15 protein-coding genes are annotated in these 17,391 nt (G+C 57.4%); 12 read left to right on the forward strand and 3 right to left on the reverse strand.

Annotated features, from left to right (window positions below; genetic code table 11):
• The first annotated feature begins 175 nt into the window (after nucleotides 1-175).
• The 3 genes from aegA to F9C28_RS09270 all read left to right on the forward strand — a co-directional run bounded on the left by aegA (nucleotide 176) and on the right by F9C28_RS09270 (nucleotide 4,045).
• Complete coding sequence (gene aegA, locus F9C28_RS09260; RefSeq protein ID WP_199014933.1) at nucleotides 176-2,173, forward strand: formate-dependent uric acid utilization protein AegA; 1,998 nt, start codon at nucleotides 176-178, stop codon at nucleotides 2,171-2,173.
• A gap of 136 nt (nucleotides 2,174-2,309) precedes the next feature.
• Complete coding sequence (gene nudK / locus F9C28_RS09265) at nucleotides 2,310-2,894, forward strand: GDP-mannose pyrophosphatase NudK (protein ID WP_199014934.1); 585 nt, start codon at nucleotides 2,310-2,312, stop codon at nucleotides 2,892-2,894.
• A 110-nt stretch (nucleotides 2,895-3,004) separates the two neighbouring features.
• Nucleotides 3,005-4,045, forward strand: a complete 1,041-nt coding sequence (locus tag F9C28_RS09270) for a DUF1176 domain-containing protein (protein ID WP_199014935.1) — start codon at nucleotides 3,005-3,007, stop codon at nucleotides 4,043-4,045.
• Nucleotides 4,046-4,054: 9 nt separating this feature from the next.
• Here F9C28_RS09270 and tkt read toward each other — a convergent pair whose 3' ends face one another.
• Nucleotides 4,055-6,079 carry a transketolase gene (gene tkt / locus F9C28_RS09275; protein ID WP_199014936.1) on the reverse strand — a complete coding sequence of 675 codons (2,025 nt, stop codon included), beginning with the start codon at nucleotides 6,077-6,079 and terminating at the stop codon, nucleotides 4,055-4,057.
• Between the two features lie 402 nt (nucleotides 6,080-6,481).
• Between tkt and maeB the strand changes: the two genes are divergently transcribed.
• Nucleotides 6,482-8,761, forward strand: a complete 2,280-nt coding sequence (gene maeB / locus F9C28_RS09280) for an NADP-dependent oxaloacetate-decarboxylating malate dehydrogenase (RefSeq protein ID WP_199014937.1) — start codon at nucleotides 6,482-6,484, stop codon at nucleotides 8,759-8,761.
• Nucleotides 8,762-8,799: 38 nt separating this feature from the next.
• Here maeB and hemF read toward each other — a convergent pair whose 3' ends face one another.
• Together hemF and amiA are read right to left on the reverse strand one after the other, a co-directional pair.
• The gene (gene hemF, locus F9C28_RS09285; protein ID WP_199014938.1) at nucleotides 8,800-9,708 is read right to left on the reverse strand and encodes an oxygen-dependent coproporphyrinogen oxidase; all 909 of its coding nucleotides are present in this window, start codon (nucleotides 9,706-9,708) and stop codon (nucleotides 8,800-8,802) included.
• A 2-nt stretch (nucleotides 9,709-9,710) separates the two neighbouring features.
• Nucleotides 9,711-10,577 carry an N-acetylmuramoyl-L-alanine amidase AmiA gene (gene amiA, locus F9C28_RS09290; protein ID WP_199014939.1) on the reverse strand — a complete coding sequence of 289 codons (867 nt, stop codon included), beginning with the start codon at nucleotides 10,575-10,577 and terminating at the stop codon, nucleotides 9,711-9,713.
• Between the two features lie 221 nt (nucleotides 10,578-10,798).
• On the opposite strand from amiA, the gene F9C28_RS09295 reads away from it, so the two are divergent.
• From F9C28_RS09295 to cysA, 8 genes are all read left to right on the forward strand, one after another.
• The gene (locus F9C28_RS09295; RefSeq protein ID WP_199014940.1) at nucleotides 10,799-11,224 is read left to right on the forward strand and encodes a GNAT family acetyltransferase; all 426 of its coding nucleotides are present in this window, start codon (nucleotides 10,799-10,801) and stop codon (nucleotides 11,222-11,224) included.
• Nucleotides 11,225-11,301: 77 nt separating this feature from the next.
• Nucleotides 11,302-11,742 carry a DUF2919 domain-containing protein gene (locus F9C28_RS09300; RefSeq protein WP_199014941.1) on the forward strand — a complete coding sequence of 147 codons (441 nt, stop codon included), beginning with the start codon at nucleotides 11,302-11,304 and terminating at the stop codon, nucleotides 11,740-11,742.
• Nucleotides 11,743-11,807: 65 nt separating this feature from the next.
• Entirely contained in the window at nucleotides 11,808-12,383 is a 576-nt protein-coding gene (locus tag F9C28_RS09305; RefSeq protein WP_199014942.1) for an RpoE-regulated lipoprotein, read from the forward strand.
• A 141-nt stretch (nucleotides 12,384-12,524) separates the two neighbouring features.
• Entirely contained in the window at nucleotides 12,525-13,370 is an 846-nt protein-coding gene (locus F9C28_RS09310; protein WP_233149007.1) for a Dyp-type peroxidase, read from the forward strand.
• Between the two features lie 187 nt (nucleotides 13,371-13,557).
• Nucleotides 13,558-14,574, forward strand: coding sequence for a sulfate ABC transporter substrate-binding protein (locus tag F9C28_RS09315; protein ID WP_199014943.1), 1,017 nt, complete (start codon nucleotides 13,558-13,560; stop codon nucleotides 14,572-14,574).
• Nucleotides 14,574-15,407 (forward strand): sulfate/thiosulfate ABC transporter permease CysT, encoded by an 834-nt coding sequence (gene cysT, locus F9C28_RS09320; RefSeq protein ID WP_199014944.1) that lies wholly within the window; start codon nucleotides 14,574-14,576, stop codon nucleotides 15,405-15,407. The genes F9C28_RS09315 and cysT overlap by 1 nt, the downstream gene beginning before the upstream one ends.
• Nucleotides 15,407-16,279, forward strand: a complete 873-nt coding sequence (gene cysW / locus F9C28_RS09325; protein WP_199014945.1) for a sulfate/thiosulfate ABC transporter permease CysW — start codon at nucleotides 15,407-15,409, stop codon at nucleotides 16,277-16,279. Before cysT ends, cysW begins: the two co-directional genes overlap by 1 nt.
• Nucleotides 16,276-17,361: a sulfate/thiosulfate ABC transporter ATP-binding protein CysA gene (cysA, locus tag F9C28_RS09330; protein WP_199014946.1), complete on the forward strand. Its 1,086-nt coding sequence runs from the start codon at nucleotides 16,276-16,278 to the stop codon at nucleotides 17,359-17,361. Before cysW ends, cysA begins: the two co-directional genes overlap by 4 nt.
• The last annotated feature ends 30 nt before the right edge of the window (nucleotides 17,362-17,391 follow it).

The raw sequence follows: 17,391 nt of genomic DNA on the forward strand, positions 1-17,391 counted from the left end.
CCAAATGTGCCTCTGACCAGCCCTGACGCCGCAACGGGAACTTTTCTTGATATATCTCAGTTAAAGGTTAGATTCCAGGGCACCTGGTGCAGATGCACATTGCCAGCCAGCGATGCAGTCGGGTAATAGAGTAGTCTTGATAAAAACCATAATATGACTGTATCAGGCAAGAGTAATGAATCGTTTTGTAATCGCCAATGCACAGCAATGTCTCGGTTGCCATGCATGTGAGGTCGCGTGTGTGATGGCTCATAATAATGAGCAGCACGTTCTGACCAGTGAAAAATTCCACCCGCGCATCCAGGTGGTAACGTCCGCGACTGTTCGTAATGCGGTCACCTGCCGTCACTGTGAGGATGCCCCTTGTCTGAGAAGTTGCCCTAACGGCGCTATCAGCAAACAAAATGACAGTATCCAGGTGCAGCAGTCACGCTGCATCGGGTGTAAAACCTGTGAAGTCGCCTGCCCCTTCGGCGCGATGCAGGTGATTAATGAGCAAGTCTCTGCTAATCGGGTGAAAGCCTCGGCCCTGAAATGCGATCTGTGCAGCGGGCGTGAAAATGGACCCGCCTGTGTGGAGAATTGCCCCAGCGGTGCGCTGCGGTTAATGGCGCCAGAGGCGCTGCGCAACTTATCCCGGCAGCGGCGTCAGCGGGCGGCGCTGCAGGAAGCACTGCCCTGGAATACCACCGCCCGGGAGTATCAGCAACAGCAGCACCCTGAGCCTGATCTCAGCAAAGTTCGCCAGATGGCGGCGACAGCACCACGTCAGGACCCGGACAAAATTCCGCTGCCGCTGCGTAAAACCGGGTTCGATGAGCTGTACATCACGTTCAGCCCGCAGCAGGCGCACGCCCAGAGTGAGCGTTGCCTGACCTGTGGTGAACACAGTATTTGTGAATGGAAATGCCCGCTCCACAACCATATTCCCCAGTGGGTCGAACTGGTGAAAGCCGGAAAAATCAGGGAGGCCGTTGAGCTATCCCACCAGACCAACTGTCTGCCGGAAGTCACGGGCCGGGTGTGCCCGCAGGATAGGTTATGTGAAAGCAACTGCACCCTGCGCGACAGCAGCGGGGCGGTGACGATTGGCAATATTGAACGCTTTATTACCGAGCAGGCCCTGGCCTGCGGCTGGCGACCGGATTTGTCCGGTGTCAGCGCATCCGGGCGCCGGGTGGCGATTATCGGTGCCGGGCCCGCGGGGCTGGCCTGTGCGGATGTACTGGCCCGCCACGGGGTGCAGGCTACGGTGTTTGACCGCCACCCGGAAATCGGCGGCTTACTGACCTTCGGTATTCCGTCATTCAAACTGGATAAATCAGTACTCGCCCGCCGCCGGGAGATTTTTACCGCCATGGGGATTGCGTTCCGCCTGAATTGCGAAATTGGCCGGGATATTACTCTCGACCAGCTGCAGGCCGACTATGACGCGGTATTTGTCGGGGTAGGAACTTACCGTTCCATGAAGGCCGGGTTGCCAAATGAAGAGGCCCCGGGGGTCTACGACGCGCTGCCGTTCCTGATTGCCAATACTAAGCAGGTGATGAGCCTGCCGGAACTGGCTGAGCAGCCCTATATCAACCTGGCCGGTAAAAACGTGGTGGTACTGGGGGGCGGGGATACCGCCATGGACTGTGTGCGGACCTCGATTCGCCAGGGGGCTACCCGGGTGACCTGTGCCTACCGCCGGGATGAAGCTAATATGCCAGGCTCCCGTAAAGAGGTTAAAAACGCCCGGGAAGAAGGGGTGGAATTTGAGTTTAATGTCCAGCCGCTGGAGATAGTGCTCAATGCGCAGGGCGCGGTGAGCGGTATTCGCCTGCTGCGCACCCGGATGGGGGCACCTGATGCCCAGGGCCGCCGTCGCCCGGAACCGATCCCCGGCTCCGAGTTTGTGATGCCGGCAGATGCGGTGATCGTGGCGTTTGGTTTCCACCCTCATGGGCTGCCCTGGCTGGAAGCTCAGGGCGTGAAACTGGACGATAAAGGCCGCATTGTGGCCAGTGTGAATAGCAATATTCGCTACCAGACCACTAACCCGCAGATCTTCGCCGGCGGGGATGCGGTGCGCGGTGCCGATCTGGTGGTTACCGCCATGGCAGAGGGGCGCCATGCGGCCCAGGGGATTATCGACTGGCTGCAGGTGCCGCCCCAGGCGCTGAGCGCCTGATCGTCGCGGGCTAATCCGCGTGTACCGGCAGCCAGGCGCTGCCGGTGCTTTTCCGTAATCCGTCTTATCCCTTGCCAAAGACAGCATTAACGGTTCGTCGTAAGATAGGGCGTGATCCTTTCAGTACGGAACCGTTATGCCAGTCAACATTCAGATTATTAAAGATAAGCTGTTGTCAGATAACTATTTTATTCTGCGCAATATTACCTATGATTTAACCCGTAAAAATGGCGAGGTGGTGCGCCAGCGCCGCGAAGTGTATGACCGGGGTAACGGGGCGGCGATCCTGCTTTACAACCGCGCCAGTAATAGCGTGGTGTTAACCCGCCAGTTCCGGATTGCCACCTGGCACAACGGTAACCCGGACGGCATGTTGATTGAGGCCTGTGCCGGGCTGCTGGATGACGATGCGCCAGAGGTGTGTGTGCGCAAAGAGGCGATGGAGGAGACCGGCTACCGGGTGGATGATGTCTGCCAGGTGTATGGGTTGTTTATGTCCCCGGGCGGGGTCACCGAAAAAGTCCACCTGTTTACTGGTGAGTATCAGCCCTCTCAGCATACCGGTAGCGGTGGCGGGGTGGATGATGAAGATATTGATGTGCTGGAGCTGCCTTTCCCCCAGGCACTGGCCATGATCCGCAGCGGCGATATTTGCGACGCGAAAACCGTTATTCTGCTCCAGCATTTGGCGCTGGAGGGGATCTTGCAACCGGGCAAGTAGTCATATTTTTGCCGTCTGGCTATCCGATAAATCCGATTGAGTCAGGCGCTGCCAGGTACCAAGATAGCCCTTCGCTGTGCTGTCTATTGCTGATTCAGGAAACGCCGGTCATGGGGCATCGGATATTAAACATCGTTATCGTGTGGTTGCTGTCGACAGGCGCAGCCATGGCGGATCCGGTGCAGCAATCATTCGGTGACTGGCAGGTAACCTGTAATAATCAGAACTTCTGCCAGGCCCGTAATACCGGGGCCTATAGTGGGCTGGTGATGACCCTGGGGCGCAGCCCGGGAGCCAAAAATGATCTTTCTCTGCGCCTCGATCTCGGCAGTATTGACCGGCCAATATCCAGCCCGGATGTCCTCACCACCGACCTGCGACTGGATGGCGCCCCCCTGGTGCTATCCGGAAAATGGCAAGCCACTCCCCACCACCTTTATACTGACGATACCGGCGCCGTGAACCGGCTGCTCAGCCAGCTTCAGCCCGCCAGCAGCCTGTCGCTTTCCGGTGGGAAACAGACCATTTCGCTAAGCGGCCTGATGGGCGCACTCAATTTTATTGATCAACAGCAGCGCCGTGCGGGCAGTGAAACCGCCTGGGTTCAGAAAGGGGATAACTCACCGTTAAACGTGCCCCCGGCACCGGCGCTCAGTACGGTGACCGCCCCCAAAAATGCTGTTGCGCCCCTCAGCCAGCAAGAGTTCGCGGGGTTACGGGATTACGGTGACTGGCGGATGGCCTACAGCAATTGTTCCCTGGACCCCGGGCGGCGGCAACTGCATCTTGCTGCCCTGAGCGGTGATAAAGCCCTGATCATGATCGACTGTGAGGCCGGGGCCTATAATGTGGTGGAGCTGGCGTGGCTGGTGTCGCGCACGCCGCCGTATGCTGCCCGCCCGCTGCGGCTGTTATTGCCATTTAGCCCGGCCAACCAGCCCCGGGAGGTCGTGCTGATGAACGCCCGCTATGATGAAGCCCGTAATGAACTGGCCACCCTGGCCAAGTGGCGCGGGGTGGGGGACTGTGGTGTGGCGACCCGCTGGCGGTTTGACGGCCAGCGGTTTCAACTGGTGCGCTATGCCCAGGAGAGCCAGTGCGATGGCTGGCACGGGGCCGATAGCTGGCCCACCCTGTGGGTGACCCAGTAACCCCGCAGGCTACCCAATGCTATTGCCGGCAGACAGGGATTGACCCAGAAGCTGCCGGGCGTGTTTGACAATATTTTCCACCGTAAAGCCGAAGAACGGGAACAACTTGCCTGCCGGGGCCGATTCCCCAAAGCTGGTCATGCCGATAATTGCCCCGTGGCGGCCGGTATATTTGTGCCAGTAGTCGGCAATCCCCGCTTCCACCGCAATCACCCGGCTAACATCCGGCGGCAGCACCAGATCCTTCCACGCCTGATCCTGGGCATCAAAGGTGTCGGTGGACGGCATCGAGACCACCTGTACCGCCACCCCCTGCTGGCTGAGCTCATCCGCCGCCTGAATAGTTATCTCTACTTCCGAGCCGGTGGCTATCAGTACCAGGTCGGGCTTACCGGCACAGGGGCGCAGAATGTAGCCCCCCCGGGCGATATCCGCTACTTGTTCCGGGGTCCTTGGCATCTGGGCCAGGTTCTGACGTGACAATATCAGTGCCGTCGGGCCATGTTGCCGCTCCAGTGCCCGGCTCCACGCCACGGCGGTTTCCACCTGATCACAGGGGCGCCAGGTGCTGAACCCCGGGGTCAGGCGCAGGCTGGCCAGCTGTTCAACGGCCTGATGGGTCGGCCCGTCTTCGCCCAGCCCGATGGAGTCATGGGTGTAGACCATTATCTGATGGGCCTTCATCAGTGACGCCATACGCGCGGCGTTACGGGCATATTCCACAAACATCAAAAAGGTCGCACTGTAGGGGACAAACCCCCCGTGCAGGGCAATCCCGTTGGCGATGGCGGTCATCCCGAATTCGCGCACCCCGTAGTGGATGTAGTTACCGTCGCGGTGGGTGAGTAGCTCCCGTGAACCAGACCAGATCGTCAGATTGCTGGGGGCCAGGTCGGCAGAGCCGCCCATCAGCTCCGGTAAATGAGGGCCAAGGGCGTTAAGGTAATTTTGCGATGCCTTACGGGAGGCAATACTCGCCGGGGTAGCCTGGAGCTGGGTAATGTACTGCTGGCTGATCGGCTGCCAGTCCGCCGGAAGTTGCCCGTCCATGCGCCGGGTAAATTCACTGGCCAGCGCCGGGTGGGCCTGCTGCCAGCTGGCGTAGACCGCATTCCACTGGCGCTCGGCCTGGGCCCCTTTTTGGCGCGCGTCCCACGCCTGATAAATATCCGGGGGGATGTCAAACGGCGGATAAGCCCAGCCCAGCTGCTGGCGGGCCAGGGCGACTTCTTGTTCCCCCAGCGGGGAGCCGTGGGCTTCTTCTGTACCGGCTTTGTTTGGGGAGCCAAAGCCAATCACGGTGCGGCACATGATAAGGGTCGGCTTGTCGGTAACCCCTTTTGCGTCGTTAATGGCTTTTTTAATCGCCTGCGGATCGTGGCCGTCGATATCGCGGATCACATGCCAGTGATAGGCTTCAAAACGCAGGGCGGTATCGTCGGTAAACCAGCCCTCGGTATGGCCATCAATGGAGATACCGTTATGGTCATAAAAGCCAATCAGTTTTCCCAGCCCCAGGGTGCCGGCCAGTGAGCATGCCTCATGGGATATGCCTTCCATCAGGCAGCCATCCCCCATAAAGACCCAGGTGTAGTGGTCGACAATGTCGTAACCGGGGCGGTTGAATTGTGCCGCCAGGGTGCGTTCGGCAATGGCCAGCCCGACGGCATTGGCCAGCCCCTGGCCCAGGGGGCCGGTGGTGGTTTCCACCCCAGGCGTGAGCCCGTGCTCCGGGTGCCCCGGGGTACGGGAATGCAGCTGCCGGAAATTTTTCAGCTCTTCAATGGGCAGATCGTAGCCCGTCAGGTGCAGCAGGCTGTAAAGCAGCATTGAGGCATGGCCATTAGACAGCACAAAGCGATCCCGGTTATACCAGTGAGGATTGCCTGGATTGTGCTTGTGGAAGTCGTTCCACAATACTTCGGCAATATCGGCCATGCCCATCGGTGCCCCTGGGTGGCCGCTGTTGGCTTTCTGTACCGCATCCATACTGAGGGCGCGAATGGCATTAGCGAGTCGTTGACGAGATGACATGGTGCACTCCGTGGTAAACGCCGTTGGTTTTACTGAAGAAAATGGCGCTCCTGTCCGGTAAGTGGTGTCTGGTCACAGAGAAAACTGTAAGCGTTGATATCATGATACCGGCTATCGCAGGAGCGACCCTTTGCGGGTTATCAATGGATAACAAAAGGTTAACCTACGTGTCTTGGCACAGTGGTCAGGAAAAATAGTCTCCCTGACAAAAAAGCATAGCAGAGGGGAATAGCAATGCGCGCCGGGATGAGTAACATAGTGTTTATAAATTTCTAACAATATTGCGCAATCACCTTAAGGGCAGCCGGTCGCTGAACGTATCACGCAACCTGATGGCTTTCAGTGTTGCTGCTTTTGGTGTTATGCGTTGCTTTTTTTATACCCTACGTAAAGGACAGTAAAATGGACGACCAGTTAAAACAAAGTGCCCTCGATTTTCATGAGTTCCCGGTTCCGGGGAAAATTCAGGTCTCTCCCACTAAGCCGTTAGCCACCCAGCGCGATCTGGCGCTGGCTTATTCCCCGGGGGTTGCGGCACCTTGCCTGGAAATCGCCGCGGACCCGCTGGCGGCCCATAAATATACTGCCCGGGGTAACCTGGTGGCGGTGGTTTCCAACGGTACCGCGGTACTGGGGCTGGGGAATATTGGGGCACTGGCGGGTAAACCGGTCATGGAAGGTAAAGGGGTGCTGTTTAAGAAGTTCGCCGGTATTGATGTGTTTGATATCGAAGTGGACGAGCTGGACCCGGATAAATTTATCGATGTGGTGGCGGCGCTGGAGCCCACCTTCGGCGGGATAAACCTTGAGGATATCAAAGCGCCGGAGTGTTTTTATATTGAGAAGAAACTGCGCGAGCGCATGAATATTCCGGTATTCCATGACGATCAGCACGGCACGGCCATTATTTGTACCGCGGCGGTGCTCAATGGCCTGCGGGTGGTCGAAAAGAACATTTCTGACGTGCGTCTGGTGGTTTCTGGCGCCGGGGCATCCGCCATTGCCTGCATGAATTTGCTGGTGGCACTGGGAATGCAAAAGCACAACATCGTGGTGTGTGACTCCAAAGGGGTCATCTACAAAGGCCGCGAAGAAAACATGGCGGAAACCAAAGCCGCCTACGCGGTTAACGATGACGGCAAACGCACTCTGGATGATGTTATCGACGGGGCTGATATCTTCCTCGGCTGTTCCGGGCCGCGGGTATTGACCCAGTCGATGGTGAAAAAAATGGGCACGTCGCCGCTGATCCTGGCGCTGGCCAACCCGGAACCGGAAATTCTGCCGCCGCTGGCGAAAGCGGTCCGCCCGGATGCGATTATCTGTACCGGGCGCTCGGATTTTCCGAACCAGGTGAATAACGTGCTGTGCTTCCCGTTTATTTTCCGCGGCGCGCTGGACGTGGGCGCCACCACCATTAATGAAGAGATGAAACTGGCGGCGGTCCACGCCATTGCTGAGCTGGCCCTTGCAGAGCAGAGCGAAGTGGTGGCTTCAGCCTATGGCGATCAGGAACTCACCTTTGGGCCGGAGTATTTGATCCCTAAACCGTTCGATCCGCGGTTGATAGTCAAGATAGCCCCGGCGGTGGCGAAGGCGGCGATGGCGTCCGGGGTGGCGACGCGCCCGATTGCCGACTTTGACACCTACAGCGAAAAACTGACGGAGTTTGTTTATAAAACCAACCTGTTTATGAAGCCTATCTTCTCCCAGGCCCGCAAAGATCCTAAGCGCGTTATCCTGGCGGAAGGGGAAGAGAGCCGCGTGCTGCACGCAACCCAGGAGCTGGTCAGCCTCGGGCTGGCAAGACCGATTCTGGTGGGCCGTCCTGGCGTTATCGAAATGCGTATCAAAAAACTGGGGCTGCAAATCCAGGCGGAAAAAGATTTTGATATCGTCAATAACGAATCCGATCCGCGCTTTAAAACCTACTGGACTGAGTACTACAACATGATGAAGCGCCAGGGGATAAGCCAGGAACAGGCCCAGCGCGCGGTGATTGGCAATACCACGGTGATTGGCGCCATCATGCTGCATCGCGGTGAGGCCGATGCGCTGATTTGCGGCACCGTGGGGGACTACCATGAACATTTCGCGGTGATTGAAAAAATGTTCGCCTACCGTAACGGCACCCGCACTGCCGGGGCAATGAATGCCCTGTTGCTGCCGAGCGGTAACACCTTTATTGCCGATACCTACGTTAATGACGATCCGACACCGGAACAGTTAACGGAAATTACCCTGATGGCGGCGGAAACCGTGCGCCGTTTCGGTATTGAACCTAAAGTGGCGTTACTGTCCCACTCCAACTACGGTTCTTCGGACTCGCCGGCGGCGCGCAAAATGCGCGATACCCTCGAAATGGTTCGCGCCCGGGCCCCGGAACTGAGCATTGATGGTGAAATGCACGGTGATGCGGCGCTGGTGGAAAGTATTCGTAATGAGCGGATGCCGGACAGCCCGCTGAAAGGCGCGGCTAATGTGCTGATCATGCCGAATATGGAAGCCGCGCGCATTAGCTATAACCTGCTGCGGGTGTCCAGTTCGGAAGGGGTGACCGTGGGGCCGGTACTGATGGGCATCGCCAAACCGGTACATATCCTGACGCCGATTGCCTCGGTACGCCGGATAGTGAACATGGTGGCGCTGGCGGTAGTGGAAGCGCAGACCGCACCGCTGTAATAAATACCCCCGCCGGGAACGGCGGGGGAGCCATGCGGTTATACCCAGTCGCGAATCTGAATAAACGCGTCCAGTGCAGCCTCCGGGCTGCCGGGCTCCGGCTGGTAGTCATACTCCCAGCGCACCAGTGGCGGCATGGACATCAGAATCGACTCCGTACGCCCGCCGCTTTGTAAGCCAAACAGGGTGCCGCGATCCCACACCAGATTAAACTCCACATAGCGGCCCCGGCGGTAGAGCTGGAACTGGCGCTCCCGTTCCCCCCAGGGCAATGCCTTGCGGCGGCCGACAATGGGCAGGTAGGCATCGAGGTAGCCGTTGCCCACCGCCTGCATAAACGCGAAGCAGTGGTCAAAATCCGGGCTATTGAGATCGTCAAAGAACAGCCCGCCGATCCCCCGGGCCTCCTGGCGGTGCTTCAGCCAGAAGTAGTCATCACACCATTTCTTGTAGCGCGGATACACCTCCGGGCCAAAGGGCTGGCAGAGCTGCTGTGCGGTATGGTGCCAGTGGCGGGCATCGTCTTCAAAGCCGTAAAACGGGGTCAGATCGAAGCCGCCGCCGAACCACCATACTGGCGCTTCACCGGGCTTCTCGGCAATGAAAAAGCGCACATTAGCGTGGCTGGTGGGGACATAGGGGTTACGGGGGTGTACCACCAGGGAAACCCCCAGTGCTTCAAAGCTGCGCCCGGCCAGGGCAGGGCGGTGCGCCGTTGCCGATCCGGGCATGGCATCACCGTGTACGTGGGAGAAGTTTACCCCGGCCTGTTCGAAGACCGCGCCATCGCGCAGTACCCGGCTGCGCCCGCCGCCGCCTTCGCTGCGCTGCCAGTTATCCTCCTGAAACGCCGCGCCGCCGTCAACGGCACTAAGCTGCTGGCATAACCTGTCCTGCAAATTGAGCAGAAACTGTTTTACGGCCTGAACATCCGGTTGGCTACTCATGATCAGCGTTTCGAGTGGGCTTTGTGGTTATCAAACCAACTGAAGTAGCTGATAATGCCGGAGGCGATTGCGGTAGCAATCTTTTGGCGAAACGCCGTGGTCCCCAGCAGCCGTTCTTCATCCGGGTTGGTAATAAACGAGGTTTCTACCAGTACCGACGGAATAGACGGCGATTTGAGCACCACAAAAGCTGCCTGTTCTGTGCTCTGGCTGTGTAGCTTGTGTACTGGTTTAATCTGGCGCAGTACGTGAGAACCCAGGGTCAGGCTGTTTTTTATGGTGTCGGTCTGGACTAAATCGAACAGCACCTGTTGCAGATAGTGGTCTTTATCTTTGACCTTACTGCCGGCAACATCATCCGCGGCGTTTTCTTTGTCCGACAGATATTTCGCCATGGCGCTACTGGCTCCGCGGTTCGACAGGGCAAATACCGACGCCCCCGCAGCTGAGGGATTGGTAAAACCGTCCGCATGGATCGACATAAACAGGTCCGCCCCGTGCTTTTGCGCAATTTCCACCCGGTCATAGAGTGGAATAAACTCATCCTGAGTACGGGTCAGCCTGGCGTCGATGCCTTTGCTGCGCAGGATAGCGCGGACATTCTGGGCAATGGCCAATACCACGTGTTTTTCTTTGGAACCGTTGCGGCCAATGGCGCCGGTATCAATACCGCCGTGGCCCGGGTCCAGCATCACGATGCGTTTGGCCCCGGCTTTTTTCGTCGCGGCTTTGCTGTGGCTGTTAGTCAGCTTTAAAGGCTTGCTCTCCTGAGCCTGTACGCCATGAACGGCGGATAATGTCAGGGCTGCCAGGCCCGTTTTCAGGAGCTGGCGGCGCGAGGTGAGTGTGAGTGATTTTATTTTTCTCATGCGACCCAAATTTTATCTCATGAATAAACCAGAACGAGCAGAAGTTATAGCGTATTGCGTATCATGACACGATGCGTATTACGGCGAAATGTTTAACCATTCATTTCAGATAATGACGGCTGACATTATGCCACTTTTATTGGGTATATACCGCAGATATTGGCTAATTGGTCAGATAACGCCATAATCTGCGTTTTACTATCACAGAAACGAGAATATCGATGGAGATACGCGTTTTTCGCCAGGCGGATTTCGACGAAGTTATCACCTTGTGGGAGCGTTGTGAGCTACTGCGCCCCTGGAACGATCCGGAAATGGATATCGAACGTAAAATGCAGTACGGGGCGGATCTGTTCCTGGTGGCGGAAGTGGGCGGCGAAGTAATCGGTACCGTAATGGGCGGTTACGACGGCCACCGCGGTTCGGCGTATTATCTGGGGGTGCACCCGGATTACCGGGGGCGCGGTATCGCTAATGCGCTACTCAACCGGCTGGAGAAAAAGCTGATTGCCCGCGGGTGTCCGAAGCTGCACATCATGGTGCGCGAGGAGAATGACCTGGTCATCGGCCTGTATGAAAAGATTGGTTATGACCACCAGGACAGTATTACCCTGGGTAAGCGTCTGATTGAAGACGACGAATACTGAACCGGCGCGGCGGGGGAGCGAAGCGCTGCTTTCCCGTTGCGACGCGGCCTATCTTTCTCTCGCTGATTACCGGGTCTATGAACTACCTGCCTTCCGATTTTGATCGCCACGGGCTGTTACGCCTGCCGCCGGCATTTTGGGGCATTCTGCTGCTCCAGGCCAGAAACTGGGTATTACTGCTGCTTGCCGGCGCCTCCCGCAGTGAGGGGGGTACGCTGTTGGCGCTGTTCTACCCGGATCGGAGCCTGTTTTTGGTGGGGCTGATACCGGGTGTCCCGGCGGTGCTGGCGTTTTTATTGACCGGGCGGCGACAGGTTTTCCCCCGCTTATGGTATTGCTGGCGCTGGGTGCTTATCGCCACACAACTGGTGATAATTGCTTTACAATTGCTCGCCCTGAATGGCTTCTCTGCGCTGTCCGGGCCGGGCGTTGCGTTACTGACGGGCGATGTCTTTGCCCTGTGGTTACTGCTGTTTCAGCAGCGTGTACGGGACTGTTTTTCCCATGAGTTGCTGTGAGATGGCACTTTTTGTGCCATTAAGACTCCAATCATGGATTGTTACTGACTACTAAGGAAGTCCGGATGAAAAGCCTGCGTCTGATGATGCTTATTGCGCCGCTGGCGTTAAGTGGGTGTTCAACACTCTCGAACGTACACTGGTCAAATATGGCCCCGTGGAACTGGTTTGGCTCATCAATGACGGTGAGTGAAAAAGGCGTGGGCAACATCACCGCCAGTACCCCGATGACCCAAGAAGCAATGGAAGATGCCATTGGCAGCGATTATCGCCTGCGCAGCGGCATGAAAATGGCCAATGGCAGTGTTGTGCGCTATTTCGAAGCGCTGAAAGACAATCAGCTGGCGCTAGTGATTGAAGGGGATAAAGGCCAGCTTTCCCGGGTAGTGGTACTGGATAAAGGCATCCCAACCGACAGCGGGGTTACCCTGGGAACACCGTTCCATACCCTGTACAGCAAAGCCTTTGGCGCCTGTGAACAGGCCAGTGGCGACAACAGCGGCATGGTGGCCTGTAAGGCACCGGACAGCCAGCATATTACCTATCTGTTTAGCGGCCAGTGGCGCGGTCCTGAGGGATTACTGCCTTCTGACGACACGCTGAAAGACTGGACACTTAATAAAATTGTCTGGCAGCGGTAATATAGCCACATAAAGCGTGGTCACAGACCTTTTTTACGCCAGGGTGGCGTACCTGATCACGCTATTGGTCGTTCTTTTGGAGGCATTATGTCTGAGGTTCAAAGCGGTATTTTACCGGAGCATTGTCGTGCAGCTATTTAGCTGGAAGCCAGCCTGGCAGGTAACTTGGCGGCGTTACGTCAGGGGAGCAAGGTATTCTGCCAGCAGGTTGCGGCATTTCAGGAAAAATATCCGGATGCGCACCTTGGGGTGGTCGTGGCATTTGGTCACGATGTCTGGCGTGAACTGGGGGCTGCCGGGAGTGCCGCAGAACTGAAAAACTTTACCCCGTTGGGCAAGGGGCTGGCACCGGCCACGCAACATGATGTGCTAATCCATATTATGTCCCTGCGCCATGACGTGAACTTTTCCGTGGCACAGGCGGCGCTGGCGGCGTTTGGCGAGACACTGAAAATCGAAGAAGAGACCCACGGGTTCCGCTGGGTTGAAGAACGTGACCTGAGCGGGTTTGTCGACGGTACCGAAAACCCTGCCGGTGATACCCCGCGCCGTGATGCTGCCGTGATCAACGGCGGGATTGATGATGGCGGTAGCTACGTGTTGTCCCAGCGCTGGGTACATAACCTGCCTGCCTTCCACCGCCTGAGTGAACACGATCAGGAGATGATCATTGGCCGTACTAAGGCCGACAGTGTGGAGATCGAACCGGATGAACGCCCGGTCACCTCGCACGTGACCCGGGTTGATTTAAAAGAAGACGGCAAAGGCTTGAAGATTGTGCGCCAGAGCCTGCCTTACGGCACCGCCAGCGGCGAGCACGGTCTCTACTTCTGCTCTTACGCGGCGCGCCTGCACAATATTGAACAGCAACTGCTGAGCATGTTTGGCGAGCTGGACGGTAAGCGAGATGCGCTGCTGCGCTTCACCAAACCGGTAACCGGCGGCTACTATTTTGCCCCTTCTCTGACCGTACTGAACGCGCTGTAACCCTCCCTTCCGGCGCGATGTCTGTCGCGCCGTTTAGTGTCGTAATCCCTGCTGTGCCGTGGCTTATATTGTTTCGAACTTGCAAATCGCCAAACGGTATATAAAAGCGTTACAGCTTTGCCTCCCGTTATAAATAAACTGGACACCGTATTAAGCGTGATGTTGACAGTTTTTATAAGGGGATCTCATGGCCGTTAAGTCAGTTAAAAAAGTATGGCGTATTGCTGCTGTTTCTCTGCTGCTGGCAGGCCAGGCCCACGCAACAGAATTGCTCAATAGCTCTTATGATGTTTCCCGGGAACTGTTTGCCGCGCTGAACCCGCCGTTTGAACAGCAATGGGCCAAAGAAAATGGCGGCGATAAGCTGACCATTAAACAGTCCCACGCGGGCTCGTCTAAACAGGCACTGGCTATTTTGCAGGGCTTAAAAGCAGACGTTGTAACCTATAACCAGGTGACAGATGTCCAGATCCTGCATGACCGGGGCAACCTTATCCCGGCCAACTGGCAAAGCCGCCTGCCGAATAACAGCTCGCCGTTCTATTCCACCATGGCGTTCCTGGTGCGTAAGGGAAACCCGAAAAATATCCACAGCTGGGCCGATCTGGTGCGCCCGGATGTTCAGCTCGTGTTCCCGAACCCGAAAACTTCCGGCAATGCCCGTTACACCTATCTGGCGGCCTGGGGGGCGGCGGCTAAAGCCGACGGTAACGATAACGCCAAAACCGAACAGTTTATGACCCAGTTCCTGAAAAACGTGGCGGTTTTTGATACCGGCGGACGCGGGGCGACCACGACGTTTGTGGAACGTGGCCTGGGTGATGTGCTGATCACTTTTGAATCTGAAGTGAACAATATCCGTAACCAATACGCCAAAGAGGGTTACGAAGTGGTGGTGCCGCAGGTCAATATCCTGGCGGAGTTTCCGGTGGCCTGGCTGGATAAAAATGTTAAGGCCAACGGTACCGAAAAAGCCGCGCAGGATTACCTGAAATACCTTTACAGCCCGCAGGCCCAGGCGATCATTACCAGCTACTACTACCGGGTAAACAACCCGGCGGTGATGGATAAACTGAAAGACAAGTTCCCGCAGACCGAGTTGTTCCGGGTGGAAGATCAGTTTGGCTCCTGGCCGGAAGTGATGAAAACCCACTTTGCCAGCGGCGGTGAGCTGGACAAGTTACTGGCGGCGGGGCGTAAGTAATGTTTTCTGTTGCCTCAAAGCGGGTGTTGCCGGGGTTCACCCTGAGCCTGGGCACCAGCCTGCTGTTTGTCTGCCTGATCCTGTTATTACCGCTGAGTGCGCTGGTGATGCAACTGGCGCAGATGACCTGGTCAGAGTACTGGACGGTGATAACCAACCCGCAAATTGTGGCGGCCTATAAAGTGACATTACTGTCCGCGGCGGTGGCATCGATATTTAACGGCGTGTTCGGGATGCTGATGGCCTGGATCCTGACCCGCTATGAGTTCCCCGGCCGCAGCCTGCTGGATGCGCTGATGGATTTGCCTTTTGCGTTACCCACCGCGGTGGCGGGCCTGACCCTGGCGTCGCTGTTCTCGGTGAATGGCTTCTACGGTGAATGGCTGGCGACCCTGGGGATTAAAGTCACCTATACCTGGCTTGGGATTGCCGTCGCCATGGCGTTTACCAGCATCCCTTTTGTGGTGCGCACGGTACAGCCGGTTCTGGAGGAACTGGGGCCAGAATATGAAGAAGCGGCCCAGACCCTCGGCGCCACGCGCTGGCAGAGTTTTCGCCGGGTGGTATTACCGGAGCTGTCCCCCGCGCTGATTGCCGGGGTGGCGCTGTCGTTTACCCGCAGCCTGGGCGAGTTCGGGGCGGTGATTTTTATTGCCGGGAATATTGCCTGGAAAACCGAAGTGACCTCGCTGATGATTTTTGTCCGCCTGCAGGAGTTTGACTACCCGGCGGCCAGTGCGGTTGCCTCGGTTATCCTCGGCGCTTCCCTGTTACTGCTGTTTAGCATCAATACCTTGCAAAGCCGCTTTGGTCAGCGGGTGGTAGGTCACTAATGGCGAATGTTACTCCACTGGCAACCGCCGCGCGCGCGCGGCAGCCGATTAACTGGGGAAAATGGGCGTTAATCGGGATTGGCGTGCTGTTGTCCACGTTTATCCTGCTGGTGCCGATTATCTATATCTTTTGCCAGGCATTTGCCAAAGGGCTGATGCCGGTGCTGCACAACCTGGCCGATGCGGACATGCTGCACGCTATCTGGCTGACGGTGCTGATTGCGTTGATTTCGGTGCCGGTGAACCTGGTGTTCGGTACCCTGCTGGCCTGGCTGGTGACCCGTTTTACCTTTCCGGGCCGCCAGTTGCTGCTGACCCTGCTGGATATCCCGTTCGCGGTATCCCCGGTGGTGGCTGGTCTGGTCTATCTGCTGTTTTATGGATCCAATGGCCCTCTGGGGCCGTGGCTTGATGCCCATAATCTGCAAATTATGTTCGCCTGGCCGGGTATGTTGCTGGTGACCATTTTCGTAACCTGTCCGTTTGTGGTGCGTGAGCTGGTGCCGGTGATGCACAGCCAGGGCAGCCAGGAAGATGAAGCGGCCATTTTGCTGGGGGCATCCGGCTGGCAGATGTTCCGCCGGGTAACGTTACCCAACATCCGCTGGGCGTTGTTATACGGCGTGGTATTGACCAATGCCCGCGCCATTGGCGAGTTCGGGGCGGTGTCCGTGGTATCGGGCTCGATCCGCGGTGAAACCCTCTCACTGCCGTTACAGATTGAATTACTGGAGCAGGATTACAACACCGTGGGGTCCTTCACGGCGGCGGCGCTATTAGCGCTGATGGCAATCCTGACCCTGTTTATGAAAAGTGCATTACAGTGGCGCCTGGCCAACCAGGAGAAACGCCAGAAGGAGGAACATCAATGAGTATTCAGATAGCCAATATCCGTAAGTCGTTTGGTCATACCCAGGTGCTGAATGATATCTCACTGGACATTCCTTCGGGCCAGATGGTGGCGCTGCTGGGGCCATCGGGCTCCGGGAAAACCACGCTGCTGCGTATTATTGCCGGGCTGGAACACCAGACCAGCGGGCATATCCGCTTCCAGGGCACTGACGTCAGCCGCCTGCATGCCCGGGACCGGAAAGTCGGCTTTGTGTTCCAGCACTATGCGCTGTTCCGCCATATGACGGTGTTTGACAATATCGCTTTTGGGCTGACGGTGTTACCGCGTAAGGCGCGGCCCGGGGCGGCGGCAATTAAGCAGAAGGTGACTGCGTTACTGGAAATGGTGCAACTTGCTCATTTGGCCGATCGCTATCCGGCGCAACTGTCCGGCGGCCAGAAGCAGCGCGTGGCGCTGGCCCGGGCCCTGGCGGTGGAGCCGCAGATCCTGCTGCTGGATGAGCCTTTCGGTGCGCTGGATGCCCAGGTACGTAAAGAACTTCGCCGCTGGCTGCGTGAGCTGCACGAAGAGCTGAAATTCACCAGCGTATTTGTGACCCATGACCAGGAGGAGGCCATGGAAGTGGCGGACCGCGTGGTGGTCATGAGCCAGGGGAATATTGAACAGGCCGACAGCCCGGAAATCGTCTGGCGGGAACCGGCCACCCGCTTTGTGCTGGAGTTTCTCGGGGAGGTTAACCGCCTGAAAGGGACTATCCGCGGTAGCCAGTTCCATGTGGGCGCTCACCGCTGGCCGCTGGGGTTCACGCCGGCCTGGCAGGGGGATGTTGATCTGTTCTTGCGGCCCTGGGAAGTGGATGTCAGCGACCGGACCAGCCTCGACTCACCGCTGCCGGTACAGGTTGTTGAAGCCAGCCTACGCGGGCATTTCGTCCAGTTGGTGGTGCAACCCCAGGGCTGGTATCCGGATCCTATCACCGTCGTGCTGGCGGGGGAGCGCGTCCCGTTACGGGGCGAGCGTCTGTTTGTCGGGCTGCAAAATGCGCGTATTTATCATGACCAGCAGCCGATCCAGAGTGTTGCTCTGGCACAGACGGCCTGATAGGTTAATCAAACGATGAGCAGGCGGCCT

Origin of the sequence: Shimwellia pseudoproteus, assembly GCF_016415625.1 — a bacterium.
GTDB lineage: Bacteria > Pseudomonadota > Gammaproteobacteria > Enterobacterales > Enterobacteriaceae > Shimwellia > Shimwellia pseudoproteus.